The organism is Aliiroseovarius sp. F47248L (assembly GCF_023016085.1).
Classification (GTDB): domain Bacteria; phylum Pseudomonadota; class Alphaproteobacteria; order Rhodobacterales; family Rhodobacteraceae; genus Aliiroseovarius.
Window position 1 is genome coordinate 1,057,461 of the sequence record NZ_JALKBF010000001.1, and the last position, 15,990, is coordinate 1,073,450.

16 protein-coding genes are annotated in these 15,990 nt (G+C 57.1%); 9 read left to right on the forward strand and 7 right to left on the reverse strand.

The features are described 5' to 3' along the window. Positions 1-16: 16 nt before the first annotated feature. From MWU51_RS05285 to MWU51_RS05295, 3 genes are read right to left on the reverse strand one after another with little or no spacing between them, the layout of a single operon-like run. The gene (locus MWU51_RS05285) at positions 17-1,036 is read right to left on the reverse strand and encodes a TRAP transporter substrate-binding protein (protein ID WP_247035364.1); all 1,020 of its coding nucleotides are present in this window, start codon (positions 1,034-1,036) and stop codon (positions 17-19) included. A gap of 13 nt (positions 1,037-1,049) precedes the next feature. Then, on the reverse strand, positions 1,050-2,363 hold the full coding sequence (locus MWU51_RS05290) for a TRAP transporter large permease subunit (RefSeq protein WP_247035365.1): 1,314 nt from the start codon (positions 2,361-2,363) through the stop codon (positions 1,050-1,052). Then, complete coding sequence (locus tag MWU51_RS05295; protein ID WP_247035366.1) at positions 2,360-2,875, reverse strand: TRAP transporter small permease subunit; 516 nt, start codon at positions 2,873-2,875, stop codon at positions 2,360-2,362. The genes MWU51_RS05290 and MWU51_RS05295 overlap by 4 nt, the downstream gene beginning before the upstream one ends. Positions 2,876-3,232: 357 nt before the next feature. Here MWU51_RS05295 and MWU51_RS05300 point away from each other — a divergent pair, with 357 nt between their 5' ends. Further along, positions 3,233-3,514: a hypothetical protein gene (locus MWU51_RS05300; protein ID WP_247035367.1), complete on the forward strand. Its 282-nt coding sequence runs from the start codon at positions 3,233-3,235 to the stop codon at positions 3,512-3,514. A 309-nt stretch (positions 3,515-3,823) separates the two neighbouring features. On the opposite strand, the gene MWU51_RS17045 is transcribed toward MWU51_RS05300, so the two are convergent. Continuing rightward, the gene (locus MWU51_RS17045; protein WP_281502639.1) at positions 3,824-3,949 is read right to left on the reverse strand and encodes a hypothetical protein; all 126 of its coding nucleotides are present in this window, start codon (positions 3,947-3,949) and stop codon (positions 3,824-3,826) included. A gap of 31 nt (positions 3,950-3,980) precedes the next feature. Here MWU51_RS17045 and MWU51_RS05305 point away from each other — a divergent pair, with 31 nt between their 5' ends. Both MWU51_RS05305 and MWU51_RS05310 read left to right on the forward strand, forming a co-directional pair. Further along, positions 3,981-5,810 (forward strand): Na/Pi symporter, encoded by a 1,830-nt coding sequence (locus tag MWU51_RS05305; protein ID WP_247035368.1) that lies wholly within the window; start codon positions 3,981-3,983, stop codon positions 5,808-5,810. 70 nt (positions 5,811-5,880) lie between these two features. Further along, positions 5,881-6,135 (forward strand): hypothetical protein, encoded by a 255-nt coding sequence (locus MWU51_RS05310; RefSeq protein ID WP_247035369.1) that lies wholly within the window; start codon positions 5,881-5,883, stop codon positions 6,133-6,135. 40 nt (positions 6,136-6,175) lie between these two features. On the opposite strand, the gene MWU51_RS05315 is transcribed toward MWU51_RS05310, so the two are convergent. Further along, positions 6,176-7,078, reverse strand: coding sequence for a LysR substrate-binding domain-containing protein (locus tag MWU51_RS05315; protein ID WP_247035376.1), 903 nt, complete (start codon positions 7,076-7,078; stop codon positions 6,176-6,178). Positions 7,079-7,275: 197 nt separating this feature from the next. On the opposite strand from MWU51_RS05315, the gene ugpB reads away from it, so the two are divergent. The 4 genes from ugpB to ugpC are packed head-to-tail and all read left to right on the forward strand — an operon-like array spanning position 7,276 to position 11,444. Further along, positions 7,276-8,589 carry a sn-glycerol-3-phosphate ABC transporter substrate-binding protein UgpB gene (gene ugpB / locus MWU51_RS05320; RefSeq protein ID WP_247035377.1) on the forward strand — a complete coding sequence of 438 codons (1,314 nt, stop codon included), beginning with the start codon at positions 7,276-7,278 and terminating at the stop codon, positions 8,587-8,589. A gap of 57 nt (positions 8,590-8,646) precedes the next feature. Beyond that, positions 8,647-9,528 (forward strand): sn-glycerol-3-phosphate ABC transporter permease UgpA, encoded by an 882-nt coding sequence (ugpA, locus tag MWU51_RS05325; protein WP_247035379.1) that lies wholly within the window; start codon positions 8,647-8,649, stop codon positions 9,526-9,528. Between the two features lie 20 nt (positions 9,529-9,548). Beyond that, entirely contained in the window at positions 9,549-10,385 is an 837-nt protein-coding gene (ugpE, locus tag MWU51_RS05330; RefSeq protein ID WP_247038721.1) for a sn-glycerol-3-phosphate ABC transporter permease UgpE, read from the forward strand. Between the two features lie 3 nt (positions 10,386-10,388). Further along, positions 10,389-11,444: a sn-glycerol-3-phosphate ABC transporter ATP-binding protein UgpC gene (gene ugpC / locus MWU51_RS05335; RefSeq protein ID WP_247035380.1), complete on the forward strand. Its 1,056-nt coding sequence runs from the start codon at positions 10,389-10,391 to the stop codon at positions 11,442-11,444. On the opposite strand, the gene MWU51_RS05340 is transcribed toward ugpC, so the two are convergent. Both MWU51_RS05340 and MWU51_RS05345 read right to left on the reverse strand, forming a co-directional pair. Continuing rightward, the gene (locus MWU51_RS05340; protein ID WP_247035381.1) at positions 11,428-13,194 is read right to left on the reverse strand and encodes a family 20 glycosylhydrolase; all 1,767 of its coding nucleotides are present in this window, start codon (positions 13,192-13,194) and stop codon (positions 11,428-11,430) included. The two genes, ugpC and MWU51_RS05340, sit on opposite strands and share 17 nt — an antisense overlap. A 34-nt stretch (positions 13,195-13,228) precedes the next feature. Then, on the reverse strand, positions 13,229-13,984 hold the full coding sequence (locus MWU51_RS05345) for a GntR family transcriptional regulator (protein ID WP_247035382.1): 756 nt from the start codon (positions 13,982-13,984) through the stop codon (positions 13,229-13,231). A gap of 222 nt (positions 13,985-14,206) precedes the next feature. Between MWU51_RS05345 and MWU51_RS05350 the strand changes: the two genes are divergently transcribed. Then, positions 14,207-15,139, forward strand: a complete 933-nt coding sequence (locus tag MWU51_RS05350) for a sugar ABC transporter permease (RefSeq protein ID WP_247035383.1) — start codon at positions 14,207-14,209, stop codon at positions 15,137-15,139. A gap of 1 nt (position 15,140) precedes the next feature. Then, positions 15,141-15,983 carry a carbohydrate ABC transporter permease gene (locus MWU51_RS05355; protein ID WP_247035385.1) on the forward strand — a complete coding sequence of 281 codons (843 nt, stop codon included), beginning with the start codon at positions 15,141-15,143 and terminating at the stop codon, positions 15,981-15,983. The last annotated feature ends 7 nt before the right edge of the window (positions 15,984-15,990 follow it).

Here is a 15,990-nt window from a genome sequence, read left to right on the forward strand (position 1 = left end):
GACGCGGCGCATAGGATCAATTCAGGTCGGTAAGGTCCTGATATTCGAGATAATTCGCGGCATAGGCGCGGTAGCTGTCGATCACGCGCTTGAACATCTCGTCCTCGGCGGATTTTTCGGCATAGACCTCGTCCGCCGCGGCTCGTAACGCATCCAACACACTGTCGGGCAGGCGCGCGACGTTCACGCCATTGGCGCGGAAGCCCTCCAACACCTCGCTTTGTGCACCAGCAGCCGAACCAAGCGCGTAAAGGTTGGCATCGGCGCAGGACACCTCGATTGCGGTGCGTTGACTGTCGGTCAGTCCGTCCCACTTGTCTTTGTTCATGTAGAACTCGATGAAGCCTGCTGGTTGGTGCCAGCCGGGGAAATAGTAGTTCTTGGCCACCTTGTCGAATCCCAGCAGCTTGTCGACCAGCGGGAAGCTGAGCTCGGTCGCGTCCAGCCGTCCGGTTTCCAGCGAAGTAGAAATCTCGCCCGTGGGCAGGGACATGGCGTTCGCGCCCAGCTTGGCCAGAATGTCGCCGCCAAGCCCGCCGATGCGGATGTTCAGCCCTTGCAGGTCTTCGGGGGAGTTGATCTCTTTGGTGTACCAGCCACCTGCCTCCGACAGGATCACGCCGCAGGCCATAGGCACGAGGTTGTAGGGGGCATAAATCTCGCGCCAAAGTTCAAGCCCGCCGCCATGCTGCAACCAACTGACATAAGACAGTGGGTCGCCGCCGAATGGCACCGAACCAAACAAGGCGGCGGCAGGTTCCTTGCCGCTGGCATAGGCGGCAAAGGACCAGCCTGCGTCGATGGCGCCGACGCTCACATTGTCGAAAATCTCGAAGGGCGGTGACATTTCACCGGCAAGCAGGTAGTTGAATTCCACCTCGCCCCCGGTCAGGGTGGATACGTTCGCTACAAACCGTTTGGCGGTTGGGTCCAGCACCGGCAAACCACCAAAGGCGCTTTGCAGGTTGAAGGTTTCGGCCGTCGCGCTTGTGGCTGCAAGGGCTGCGACAGTCGCCAGCATGTAAGTCGTTTTCATAAGGGTCCTCCCATTAAAATGACGTAAGCCCGGTGATCAAACCGGGAAACAGGATCAAAAGCACCAGCACCAGCACCTGAAGCGCGATGAAGGGCAAAACGCCGCGATAGATTTGCGGTGTCGTCAACACATTGCCTGCCGCACCACGCAGATAGAACAGCGAAAAGCCAAAGGGCGGCGTCAAGAACGAGGTTTGCAGGTTTACGGCCACCAGAATGCCGAACCAGATCAGAAGTGTGTCGCCCGTCAGCCCATTGCCAAAATCCAGCCCCGACACGATGGGCGCGAAGATGGGCATGAGGATAAGGGTAATTTCGAGCCAGTCCAGCACGAAGCCCAGAAGGAAAATCGCACCCATCACCACGGCCAGAACCGTATAGGGACCGGTTCCGAAGGCGGTGATACCTGCCTCGACCAGATCATCGCCGCCTACGCCCTTGAAGACGGCGGAAAAGCAGGTGGCTCCGATCATCACGAACAAAACCATCGACGTTGTTGTGACAGTGCGGGTGGCGGCCTCCATCAGCATGGCAAAGCTGAACTTGCGATATAGCAGGGTGATCAGGACCGCGCCGAACGCGCCCAAGCCGCTGGCTTCGGTCGGTGTGGCCAACCCCACGACGATCGACCCAAGCACCGAAATCACCAGCGCCAGCAACGGTGCAAGATCAAAGATCAGACGCGGCAATGAGATGCTTTCGTGACGAGGTTGCGCAGGCAAGCCCCGCGCGCGCCAGATGATGTAAGCCCCATAGGCCAGCACCAGCAAAAGCCCGGGTCCGATGGCCCCCGCGAACATATCCGGCACCGGGGTCTGCAACTGATCGCCCAACACGATCAGCATGACCGAGGGTGGGATCAAGATCGCCAGCGTGCCAGAGGCCGCGATCAGCCCCGCCGAGGTGGACTTGTCATAGCCGACTTCTTCCAATCGGGGCAGGGCAAGCAGGGCCAGCAGCACAACCGACGCGCCGACGATGCCGGACGAGGCGGCCAGCAAGACACCGATCACGAGGACTGAAAACCCCATCCCCGCCGCGCTGCCGCCCAAGGCTTGCTGGGCCGCTTTCAGCGATCGCTCGGCTGCGCCTGAAATCTCAAGGATCAAGCCCATGAAGATGAACATCGGCACCGCGACCAGCAGCCAATTTGACAGGACATTGGCGTAAATCCGGCTGATCAGCAGGTTGAAATAGGCAATCGGCAGGTCGGAAATCAGGATAAACAACGCTGCAGACCCTGCCAGCACCATGCCGACGCGGTAACCGGTGAAGATCGCGGTCAAGGTCAGACCCGCCATCGCGAGGGGCAGTAAACTGTCGCTCATCGGCTAGCCCGGATCAGGCGGAAAGTTTCGATCAGGATCGCGATGGCCAGTAACCCTAAGCCCAGCGGCAACACTGCTTTGATTAACCAAAGGTCATTCAACCCGCCATTGCGCCCGCCTTCATCTGATGCCCATGCACGCATCATGAACGACCATGCTGCCGGAAGCCCCAATGCGAAGAAAGGTACAGCGAAAAGCAGGTTACCCGCCAGATCAATGCGCGCGCGCGTCCGGTCGCTTCGGTTTTGATACAGGAAATCTACACGTACATGTTTGTTCGCCAGCCAAACCAGCCCTGCCGGGATCAGCCCGGTGACGACCAAAAGATGCCATTGGACATCAAGAAGAGAGTTCAGTGTGACGGCTTTGCCGAACAATGGCAGGGCGGTTGTGAAACTTTTGATCGGATTGATGTCAAAGGCACTGCACGCCACCTGCACCACGATCGCGCACATCATGACGATCAGCGCGACGGCCAGCGTTTTCATGGTGGCTGATCTCAGTCGGTCCAATGCGCCCCCCTCAATTGGCTCATAGGGAACGATAAATCTTCTGAAGGTGCAATGCCTGCTTGCGGAAATGTTGGGGCGGAAAGGGGCGTCGGGTGCAGAGAGCGTCACAGTTTGAGAACAGCCGGCGCAACAAGAAACCGTCAATGATCCACCTCAGATTGGCGCAGATCAGAGCGTACATTATCGAAGCGATATATTGCTTTCCGCAGCGCTCGGGTTTTCAGCGGCGGTGGACGTGTGTTTGTCGGATGGGGGTCCCATGAATGTAAAAGACTATCTGAAGATTGAAAACGCGGCAGTTAACAGCCGGTCCGAGGTCGGTCGGCTGGGAACAGCAATCATTTTATCGTCAGTGTGATGATCTATCCCGAGGCGCGGTTCGCGTGTGTGGATCAGCTTTGCCTGTTGATCGCTGCTGTGGTGATTGGTGCCTTTATGACGATGAACATCGGAGTTCATGACGTAGTCAACATTGTCGGACCCGCAGTTGGGCCTTTCGCGCTAAGCCCGACGGGCGCAGTGGTGGTTGCTGCGCTCGGTGGAGCCGGCGGGGCCATCATGGTGATACGGCAAATGAACAATGAAACAGCGCTCACGCCGGATAATAGTCGAGAGGGAGAAAACAAGCTGTTCACCTAGTCATGATCATATCTGTGGTGCTTGTGAATCTTGCACACTAGGCCAATGCTGTCGGTCCTCTGGCCGGTGTGGTGGATGCGTTAACCCGCATGCAGGGTGGGTTTGATGTGCGAGTTTCTGGAAGCACGGACGAGCAAGGTCGTCGAAGGCGTATTGATGCAGCACCGGAACGAACAGGATTTCGCCACTGTCGAATAAGCGCTGACGTCCTTTCAGAATACTCCGCCCGAGGGCAAGCGACGAACTCTGGATAAGCTGAAGAAGATGGGGGTCAGATGCGGTAATTGACGCCGCCGAACATAAGATGCTTCAAAAGGTATTGAAGCGCCAGTCGATGCGCCGCACATCACTTCTGATGATTGTATCGGCTTGGATCAGTACGGTGCCGGTTTCTGCCGTTTTGGCAGTGATGTTCTTTTTCGTGCCGCGCGGCATGATGCTGCCCTAGGAGTAGTCGCGCCCAATGATGAAAAAATCCCTTCTGCCGATTATCCTTTTGGTGCTTGGCTTCGGTTTCTGGCGTAGCAGTGATTTTCAGGAAATCGCGGCGGGCGTGGCGATTTTCCTGTTCGGCATGCTGATGCTTGAGGATGGCTTCAAGCTGTTCAGCGGCGGCTTTCTGGAAACCGTGCTGGAAAAGGCAACTGGATCGGTCACCAAATCCATGGGATTTGGCATTCTGACGACGACAATAATGCAGTCCAGCTCACTGGTGTCGGTGATCACAATCTCGTTTCTGTCCGCCGGTCTGATCTCGCTGATTGCGGGCGTGGGCATCATCTTTGGTGCCAACATCGGCACCACCACGGGGGCGTGGCTGGTGGCGGGCTTCGGGTTAAAGGTCAACATTGCTTCTTACGCACTTCCCATGCTGGCCGTCGCCATTGTGCTGGTGTTCCAGAAAAACAAATATCTGCGTGGGGCCGGGATGGTTTTGGCCGGTCTGGGATTCCTGTTTCTGGGCATTCACCACATGAAAGAGGGGTTCGAGTCCTTTAAGGACCAGTTTGACCTGACCCGGTTCGCGATGACTGGGCTGCTGGGGTTGTTGGTTTACACGCTGGTCGGGGCGGCAGCGACTGTGGTCATGCAGTCCAGTCATGCCACCATGACCTTGATTATCACCGCGTTGGCAGCGGGACAGATTTCTTATGAGAACGCACTGGCGCTGGCGATTGGGGCCAATATCGGCACCACCATTACAGCGATCATCGGATCATTCACGGCGAATTATCAGGGCAAACGGCTTGCGTTGGCACATCTGATCTTCAATGTGGTGACAGCCGGAGTTGCACTGCTGTTTATAAGGCCAATCCGTCAAAGCGTCGATTACATTTCGGCCGGTGTCGGCATCCCTGACACGGATTTCGCACTGAAACTGGCGGTGTTTCACACCATCTTCAACACACTGGGTGTTGTCCTGATGCTGCCGCTTCTGAACCGCCTGATTGAATTTCTGGAACGGGCAGTCACACCGCCTGACGAGGATCTGAGCCAGCCGAAATACCTTTCAGAAGCAGTGGACGAATTTCCGAAAACCGTCGAAACAGCGATGCGGCGCGAGGTGAAGCACCTTTATGACAACGCGGTCGAACTGATCTTGCACGGGTTGAACCTGCACCGGGACGAAGTGTTCGCGTCAAAGGATATCGCTGCCACCGTGCGGTCCAATCGCAAATCAGTCGAGCTTGACATCGACGAGCGGTATGAAGCCCGGATCAAGACGCTCTATTCCGCGATTGTCGAATTTGCCACCCGCATCGGATCGAAGGATATGCCAGCGGATGTGATGGATGACATCTATTCGCTGCGCGACGTGGCCGGGCGAATTGTGCGGGCGGTAAAGGCCGTCAAGCATTTGCGTCGAAACGTCAATCGTTACACGGTACGCCGGCACGGGGCAGCGACCGATCTCTATGATCAGCTTCGCACCGAAATTGCTCGCATTCTTGTCGAAATTCGCCAGCTTGATCTAGCGGATCCCGATGAACGCTCAAGCCTTTGGCTGGATCAGGAGAGGATGCAGGTGGAAACCGACGAGCGCGAGGCAAATACGAGGATTGAGGCCCTGATCCGTCAGCGTGAGCTGAATGCTTCAGTGGCGACGTCATTTCTGAATGATTCCAGTTATGCCTACTCTGCAATGCGCGATTTGCTGGGGGCTGCGCGGGCCTATTACATCGAACGCGAAGATGCGATGGCTGAAGTCGAACACATCCTTGCGCTGGACGATGACGAGTTGATGGCCATCGTTCGGGACGCGATCAAAGACAAACATAAGGATATAGCGCAATAATCAGGCAAGGCAGTCACACGCCCAATACGTTTGGGCCTTGCTGTATGCTGTCGCAACCCGGGGGGGCACTATGGGACTTGAAAGCGCCGTTGAGAAACTGGACAAATATTACAGTCGGCTTGAAAAAGGGAAGGCGCAGAAGATCAAGCCTTCCCATGTCGACAAGATCTTATCGAAGCTCGAAAAGAAAGCCCGATTGCTTAAGGAAGAGTTTGACGAGACGAAGAAGCCATCGAAGAAAGAACGACTGGCTTCGAAGCTCGATATGGTGCGAGAGCAACAAGCGCGCGCCCGTTGGCTGAAAGAGCAGATTGGCGATGCTTGATGGCACTACCCAGACAATGCGAAGTCCTGACGCAATCAGTTCAGCGCAATTTGTAGGGTGTGAGACTTGCCGAGAAGACTTCCATAAACTCCAGCGAGATCATCGAAGGCTGCTTCAGCGTTGGACGGACCAGCGATAATCGATGCGGTATGGATGGCGTGAAGGGGCGATGGTCAAGGCCCTGACCAACATATTTTGCCGCATCCACCGCGCTGACAACCGAGACACCTATCCCTTGGCACACCATCTCGCACGCTGCGGTGAACTGGCGCGATTCCACCAGTGAATTGATGGTGGTATTGGCTTTCTGAAAGGCTTCGTTCAGATCACGAAAAAACGCGCTGTCGCGACGCGTGTGGATCAGATTTTCATTGGCCAGATCTTGTGCACCAATGGTCTTGAGAGAGGCCAGCCGATGCCCTTCGGGAAATACGCACACGGTGCAGATGTCAATATGCTCGCTTTCCACAGCGGGATGACCTTCGAACCCATCGGTAATGCCGAAATCATATTGTTCGCCCACCATCCATTCCAATATACGTTCGGGACGATCAGGTTCTAAAGTGACGCTGACGCCGGGACGGTCGCGCAGAAATGCAGCCACAATTCCGGGCAAGTGGCTGGTTGCAAACCCGGGCAGGCAAGCAATGCGCAGATGCCCGGCCTTCTTGTCGGTTATGTTCTGGCTGGCCTCGGATATCTGGTGCATCGTTTCCAACACCCGCCGAATGTCGGGCAGCAGGAAACGAACTTCCTGCGTCGGCACCAGGCGTCCGTCGCGACGATTGAACAAGTCAAACCCCAATACTTCGCGCAGATCGGACAGAAGGCGACTCACCGCTGGTTGGCTGATGCCCAATTCTTGAGCGCCACGAGTCATAGACCCGTGATGTGTGACGGCCATAAGGGCCTCTAGCTGGCGCAGCCGCAGCGGATGTGACACGTGATCTTCCTTTCCAGACAAGGGCACCGTTACAGTATAATGGTATGTTATAAAACTGTTACACTAAATATTCTTGCATTATGCCATGCGGGATGTAACCCTTTTGCCAGACACGTGGGTCAGGCGGGAAAAACCGTGCCGGTCTGCCCGCGTGGCACACCTGGGAAACGCACCGTTTGTGGTGCAAGGAGGATGATGTGAAAAAGCTTGTGTTTGGCGCAATTGCTGCCGCAACCACTGCGATGTCCCCAATTGGGGCATATGCGCAGACCGAAATTCAATTCTGGCACGCCTTTACCGGCCGTCTGGGCGAGCTTGTGGCCGCACAGGTCGAGGAATTTAACGCAAGCCAAAGCGACTACACCGTCGTCGCCAGCCACAAGGGCAACTATTCCGAGACGCTGAACGCTGGGATCGCAGCCTTCCGCGCAGGCGAACAGCCCCATGTCCTGATGGTGTTCGAAGTGGGCACCGCGACCATGATGGCCGCTGGCGGCGCGATCAAACCTGTCTATGAGGTGATGGCCGAAAGCGGTGCCGAGTTTGACCCCGACGCCTACATCGGCGCTGTCAAAGGCTATTACACCACCACCGATGGCCAGATGCTGTCCTTGCCCTTCAACTCGTCCACGCCCGTTTTGTGGGTAAACCGCGACGCGATGGAAGCGGCAGGTGTCGATCCCGACACTGACCTGTCGACATGGCAGAACGTCGATGCGGTGCTTGAGCAGTTGAAGGCTGGCGGCGAAGACTGCCCGCTTGTCACTGCGTGGCAAAGCTGGATTCATCTGGAAAACCTGTCAGCCTATCACGACGTGCCGTTTGCCACCCAAGACAACGGCTTTGCCGGTCTGGACACCGAGCTTGCGTTGAACGGCGAAGCACAGGTGGCGCATTTGGCCAAGATGGGCGAATGGGCCAAGGATGGAGAGTTCATCTATACCGGACGCCGCAACGAAGGCGGTGCCAACTTCCGCGCTGGCGAATGTGCGTTGTTTACTGAAAGTTCAGCAGGCTACGCGGGCATCAAAGCCGAGGCTGAGTTTGCCTTTGACGTGCGTCCGCTGCCCTACTGGGAAGGCGTCGGCAATGCGCCGCAAAACACCATCATCGGTGGCGCGTCCCTATGGGTTATGCAGGGCCACGAGGCCGAGGAATACAAGGGCGTGGGTGAATTCCTGTCCTTCCTGTCCTCGACCCCGGTTCAAGCGAAATGGCACCAGGACACCGGCTATCTGCCAATCACGGTCGCCGCGGGTGAAGCCACGAAAGAAGCTGGGTTCTATGACGAAAACCCCGGCACCGATGTGGCTGTGATCCAGATGACGGCCAAAGAGCCGACCGCCAATTCCAAGGGCATTCGTCTTGGGTCGTTTGACCAAATTCGTGGCATCATCGACGAAGAGCTGGAAGGCATCTGGGCCGGTGACAAAACCGCGCAAGAGGCGATGGACAGCGCCAAGGAACGCGGCGACGCGCTTCTGCGCCGGTTCGAGCAAGCCAACAAGTAAGTCACGCATCAAGACGGCGGGCCATTTCGGCCCGCCGTTTCCATTCCGAGGGCTCACATGGAAAAACGCGTCACCTTTCGCGGCTGGTTATTGCCGCTGTGCCTGATTGCGCCGCAAGTCATCATCTCGGCTGTGTTTTTCTTTTATCCGGCGGGGCAGGCGATCTGGCAGTCGCTGTTCATTCCCGACCCGTTCGGACTGTCGATGCAGTATGTGGGCTTGGGCAATTTCGAATACCTGCTGTCGGACAAGTTCTATCGCGCATCCTTCGTGACGACGGGAGTATTCTCGATCCTCGTGACGCTTGTCTCGATGATTCCAGCGCTGTTTCTGGCTGTGATGGCGGACCGTCTGATCAAGGGGGCGGGAGTCTACCGCACGCTGCTGATCTGGCCCTATGCGGTCGCGCCTGCTGTGGCCGGGGTGCTGTGGCTGTTCATGTTCAACACCCGCGTCGGCGTGGTGTCGTGGTATCTGGGCCAGCTGGGCTATGATTGGAACCACGTTCTGAACGGCAACGAGGCGATGGGGCTGGTCGTTGTTGCCTCGGCTTGGGGGCGGATCAGCTATAACTTCCTGTTTTTCTTTGCCGCCTTGCAAGCGGTGCCGCGTTCGGTGATCGAGGCTGCGGCGATTGATGGCGCCCGTTTCTGGCGGCGCTTTTTCACCATCGTCCTGCCGCTTCTGTCGCCCACCACCTTCTTCCTGCTGGTGGTCAACGTGGTCTATTCCTTTTTTGAGACCTTCGGCGTAATCCACACCATCACCTCGGGCGGGCCGCAGCAATCGACGACGATCTTGGTTTATAAAGTGTTTTCTGACGGGTTTGTCGGGCAGGATCTTGGATCAAGTTCAGCGCAGTCAGTGATCCTTTTGATCGTGGTTGGGCTGTTGACTGTGCTTCAGTTCAAGTTTGTCGAAAAAAGGGTGCATTACTGATGGCCCGCGAAGTACATGGCATGGTCGAAAAACGCGGGGCAGGGCTGTGGCTGACCCATGTCTTGATGATCCTGGGCGTGTTGATCATCTTCTTCCCGATCTGGCTGGCGTTTGTGGCCTCGACCGTCACGCAGCCGGAAATCGTGCGCCCGCCGATGCCGCTTTGGCCCGGTGACCAGTTCTTTGAAAACTACAAGGCGGCGCTGTTTTCCGGCGTGAACGTGCCGGTCGCGACGATGTTGTTCAACTCGCTGGTGATGGCGATTGGCATCGCGGTGGGCAAGATCATCATCTCGCTGCTGTCAGCCTTCGCCATCGTCTATTTCCGCTTTCCGGGGCGGACGTTCTTTTTCTGGATGATCTTCCTGACCCTGATGCTGCCGGTCGAGGTGCGGATCGTGCCGACTTACGAGGTCGTCGCTGGCTTCGGGATGCTCAACAGCTATTCCGGCCTGATCTTCCCACTGATCGCATCGGCCACCGCGACCTTCCTGTTTCGCCAGTTTTTCCTGACCATTCCCGATGAACTGGCCGAGGCCGCGCGCGTCGACGGTGCCCGCCCGATGCGGTTTTTCTGGGACATCGTCGTGCCGATGAGCCGCACGAATGTCGCGGCGCTGTTCGTAATCCTGTTCATTTATGGCTGGAACCAATACCTCTGGCCGCTTCTGATCACCACGGACCCGGAAATGAACACCATCGTCATGGGCATCAAGCAGATGTTCCCGTCGGGCGATGACGTGGCTGATTGGCCGGTGATCATGGCGACCTCGATCCTTGCGATGATCCCGCCGGTGATCGTTGTCGTGTCGATGCAGAAACTGTTCATCCGCGGCCTAGTAGATAGCGAGAAATAATCCATGGCGACTGTCACGCTGAAAGATATCAAGAAAAGCTTTGGCCCCGTGGATGTGATCCACGGCATCAGCGCCGAGATCGAGGATGGCGAGTTTATCGTGATCGTCGGCCCGTCGGGCTGTGGCAAGTCCACACTGTTGCGTATGGTAGCGGGGCTGGAAACCGTCACCTCGGGTGAGGTGCTGATCGGCGGTGAACGTGCCAACGAGAAAGAGCCGATGGACCGCGACATCGCCATGGTGTTCCAGAACTACGCGCTTTATCCGCATATGTCGATGGCGCAGAACATGGGCTACGGGCTGAAGATCGCAGGTCTGCCGAAGGACGAGATTGCCCGCAAAGTGCGCGAGGCCGCTGAACTTTTGCAGCTTGAGGCATTACTGGACCGCCGCCCCAAGCAATTGTCCGGCGGTCAGCGCCAACGCGTCGCCATGGGTCGCGCCATCGTGCGCGAACCGGCTGTGTTCCTGTTTGATGAACCGCTGTCGAACCTCGACGCCAAGCTGCGCGTTCAGATGCGGCTTGAGATCAAGGAGCTGCAGTCAAAGCTCGGCATCACCGCGCTTTACGTCACCCACGATCAGGTCGAAGCGATGACCATGGCCGACCGCATGATCGTCATGAACGGCGGCGTTGCTGAACAGATTGGCACGCCGCTTGAGGTCTATGAAACGCCTCGGACACTTTTCGCCGCGCAGTTCATCGGCAGCCCTGCGATGAACATTCTGGATGCAGAGGTTCGGGGCCGTGTGGTGCGAATCGACGAGGCCGACATAGCCCCAACCGCGCATCACGACGGGCCGGTCAAACTGGGCATTCGTCCTGAACATGTGGAGCCTGACGACAACGGACCCTTGGCTCTATCGGTGCAATTGTCAGAACCGTTGGGCGCCAATACGCTGCTGCATGGTCGGCTGGCGGGCACGGGCACCGAATTTACGGCCAGCCTACCGGGTGTGCATCACACTCAGGATCGGGGTCAGGTGTTGCGCCTGTCAGTGCAAACCGGGCAGGCACATCTGTTTGACGCAGAAACACATCTCAGGATCGATGGGTAAGGTCTTCCGTCGTCGGCTTAATCGGCCAAATCGTTTGATAGCTGACCGCAAGGCGCGTCAAATCTTCTGCGCTCATGTCCTTTGTTTGCCACGCTTTCACAGCTACGCCCAGCATTCGGGGCATTAACATTGGCCAGATTTGTTCGTCCTTTGTGGTGAATTCAGACCAAAAGGTGCCCTGTACGCCGATGATCCGATCCTCCAGTGCTGGGTCTGGCACGGGGTTCCAATTGATCGTGTCGGCCAGCGATATGAAGGCCGCCCAGCTTGCCCCCCAATCGTCCTGGTCGTTCGTGTGCGCCATATCCAGATAAACATGCTGCGCTGGCGACATCACCACGTCATAGCCCGCGCGCGCCGCGTCCAGACCCGGCCCTTGTCCGGTCCAACTAAACAGAATGGCGTTGTGACCGATGCCGCCATTTGTCCCTTGCGCAGCCTCTTCCCACGCGGCGGGGCGTTGACCGTTCTGTGCAACGGTGCTTGCCAGTTTGGCGATAGTCCAGCCTTGCAGGTCTTGCGTTGTCTCCAATCCTTCCTCTGCCATCAGCGCGCGTGCTTTGGGCGACCCCATCCATGTGTCCTTGGGCAGTTCATCGCAGCCCAGATGCAAATGGCCGAAGGGGAAAAGGTCGCCGACCTCGCGGACGATGGTTTCCAGCACCTCCCACGTCCTGGGCATGGCAGGGTTCACGCAATTACCCTGATACCCCTGAACCGAGGTCTCTGGCCCATTGTCCGCCGGGTCGCGTGTGTCGGGAAATACTTGCGTCACAGCAAGCGCGTGGGCAGGGGCTTCGATTTCGGGCATCACCTCAATGTTCAGAGCCGCAGCGTAGGCGATGATCGCGCGCGCGGTGTCTTTGGAATAGCTGCCGCCCGCCTCAATCGCTCCGGTAAACAGTGCAGGTAGCAGGTGACCTTCACCGCAGAACTCGGTCTTGCGCCAAAGTTCGGGGTAGCTGTCGATTTGCAGCCGGAACGCCTCGTCATCAGTGAAGTGCCAGTGAAAACGGTTCAGTTTCAACAGCGCCATCAGGTCCAGCAAGTCCAGAATGGTCTGTGGTTGGTAATAGTGGCGCGCTGTGTCCAGATGTTGTCCACGCCAGCCGAACCGGGGCGCATCAGTGATCACACCGCAAGGCAACGGCCCGGCTTGCATCAGGGTAAGCAGGGTGATGCCGGCATAAAACCGTCCCCCATAATCGCCCGCAGTGATCTGAACGCCGGTGGAGGTAATTTTCAGCCGATATGCATCAGCCTGCATGTCAGCGGTCTTGATTACAACAGGGAACGACCCGTCGAAGGACCAGCCCCGCCGTTGCGCAAGACCAGCAACCGCGCTTAACGCGTCGTCGCTGCATTGCACGCCGGTCACGTCAATCGTGCCGCCGCTTGGTGTCCATTTCTCCGGTTGCGGGACCAGGGGCAGGCCATCAAAGGGGCCAAGGTCCGGCAGAGTGTGCGGAGTGCAGCCTTTGGGTTCGTATGGCAAGGCAATCACATCATTTCGCGTCCGCAGATATGGTCCTTGCGGCATCCACGCGCGGTTTGCTGCTGTATGCCCGTGAGTGTACTCCACGACCACCTCGTGCGGTTGCCCAGCTTTCAGGTCGGGCAGGGCCACCTCGGTGAAACTGCCCATGCCGCGCAACCGTTCACCGCCCGCGGTGGCCGTCATCGGGGCCATGCCTGAAAAGCAGAAGACCGGCGCCGTCAGGTCCCAATCCGAGGTGATTGTGCATATCATTTTCGCGCCGTTCAGGCGGCAGGTATAGTCCATTTCAGTCCAATCTCAGTTCAGACACAAAGTCATAGATATCAGAGCGGTAAAGACCGCTTGTAAATTCGATGGGTCGGCCGGTACTCAGGTATCCGGTGCGCTCGATCTTTAGAACCGCAGCTCCTTCGGGCAGGTTGAACATCTGTGCGTCTGCTGTGGTCAGGTTGGTGGCCGTGACCCGCTGGATCGCGCGGGTCGGGGCCTGTCCGGTTTTGCGCAGAAGCGCATAAAGCGACACATCGATCTGTTCAGGGTGGGGCAGAATGTCACCGGGCAGAGATGATCGCTCCAGCGCCATGGGTGTTCCACTGGCGCTGCGCAAGCGTTCGATCCGGGCCACCCGATCAATGGCGGACAGACCCAGCGACATCATTTCCTCGCTGGTGGGGCGAAACAGGCCGAGCGACAGCGTTTTACTGGTCGAAGTCATACCACGCGCCTGCATGTTCTCGGTAAAGGACACGAGCGAGGACAGGGATTGTTCCAGCTTGGGAGCGGTAGCACGCACGAACGACCCGGCACCCTGGCGCTGTTCGATCAGCCCGTCGTCAACCAGTTTGGAAATCGCTTTACGCACTGTGACGCGGCTGACATCGGCCGCATCGGCCAGATCGCGTTCCGGCGGAAGTTGATCGTCGGGGGCCAGATCACCCGACTGGATCGCCGACCGGATATGGCGATGAAGTTGCAGATAGCGCGGCCCGCGTCCCTGCTGAAACCATGCGTCTGGTGAAAGCCATTCGGTCCGCGCCTGCATCCTGTATCCGATCTTGTTTGGTATCTAAAAATAATACCAAAGTGATCTATTTGGCAAGATGATTATTCGCCAAGGATACCATCTAAGCGGTTATAGCATTGAAAATAAGAACAAATATAAAAGACCATATGTAGTGGTATTATAATGGTAGTCAAAATCGACCTCCAATGGTAGAAATTGGTATACGCCTCGATTCGCTTGGGGTGCCACTGGGGGAAATCAATGGCAGACGTGATGCACGCAGAAGGTTCCGCGACCGGTAAAGAGGCACGCAAATCCATTTCCGAAAGCCTGTTCGCGTGGCTTCTTGTTGGCCCAGCGATGATCTTCATCGCAGTGATCGTCGCCTGGCCGCTGGCCGAGACCATTCGTTTGTCGTTCATGGAAGCCGGGTTGGGCGGCGAGAGATTCATCGGTTTAGAGAACTACCAAGACCTTGCCGAAAGCCGAAAATTTCATCAGACCATCGTGCGCACCTTCTATTGGATGTTTCTCTCGGTCGCATTGAAGCTGGTGCTGGGTCTGATCGGTGCAACGCTTCTGAACGCTGCAGTGCCGGGCCGCGCGTTGTTTCGTGTTCTGGTCATGCCCCCCTGGGTCATTCCCATCGCGATTGGCTGTATTGGGTGGCTGTGGCTTTACAACGGTTACTTCGGCGTGCTGTCGGGCATGATGATGCGCCTTGGCATCACCGATGTACCGTTCGAGTTTCTTGCCCAGAAGCAATCGGCCTTTTATTCCGCCATTGCCACCGATGTCTGGGTCGGTGTGCCGATGGTCACGCTGTTTTTTCTGGCCGCGATGCAAGGGGTCAGTCGAGATCTGTACGAGGCTGCATGGGTTGACGGGGCAGGGCGCTGGTATCGGTTCCGCCGCATCACCATTCCGCAGATCATGCCAGTGATCGTGTCGATGTCGCTTCTGTCCGCCATTTTCACCTTCAACAGTTTCGAGATCATCTGGATCCTGACCGAAGGCGGCCCGCGCGGTGCGACAACAACCCTGATCGTTGACACCTATAAGACCGCCATCGGCAACTACAAATTCGGAGAAGGCTCCGCCCGCGCGGTGATCATCGTGCTGCTGCTTGGCCTGTTTTCACTCGCCTATCTGTTCTTCCTGAACAAGGTGAACAAGAAATACGGAGCGAAGTAAGATGATGGACCGTTACACAAAACTTCAGATCGTTGGCATCTATGCCTGTCTCGCGGTCTTCCTGACCTTCATCCTTCTGCCGTTCTTCGAGATGTTCATGGCGTCGCTGCGTCCGCTCGAGCACCTGTTCCGCAGCCCCTATCAATTCTGGTCGGATGATTTCAGTTTTGATGCCTACAAGCAGATGTGGGTGACGGTGCCGCTTCTGGGCCGCTATATTTTTAACTCGATTTATATCTCGTTCATGGTGACCGGGCTGACGATGATCTTTGTTGTGCCCGCAGCCTATGCATATGCGCGGTTGCAGTTTCCGTTCAAGAACCTGTCGCTGGGTATCTTTCTGGGGGTCAACATGTTCACTGGTGCGGTGCTGTTGATCCCGCTGTATCGGGTGCTGCGCACCATGGGGCTTTTGAACACCTATTGGGCGATGATCGTGCCGGGCGTGGCCTTCCTGATCCCTACCGGTATCTGGCTTCTGCGTTCGTATCTTGAAAAGATCCCGCGTGAACTTGAGGAAGCGGCATTCGTGGACGGTGCCTCGCGCCTTTACACCCTACGCCGTGTGGTACTGCCGTTGGCAACTCCGGGCCTGATTGTGGTCGGCGTGGCTGTGTTCATCGGTGCGTATGCGCAGCAATTCCTGTTCGCAATCACCTTCAACCAGACCCGCGAGCTGCAACCGCTGCCTGCCGGTCTTTATGAGTTCATCGGCTATCAGTCGGTGACTTGGAACGAAATGATGGCCGCGGCTCTGGTGGGTGTTCTGCCAGTCATGATCATCTTTTTGTTCCTGCAAAAATACCTTGTCGCAGGCCTGACAGCCGGTGCGGTCAAGGAATAATCCAACC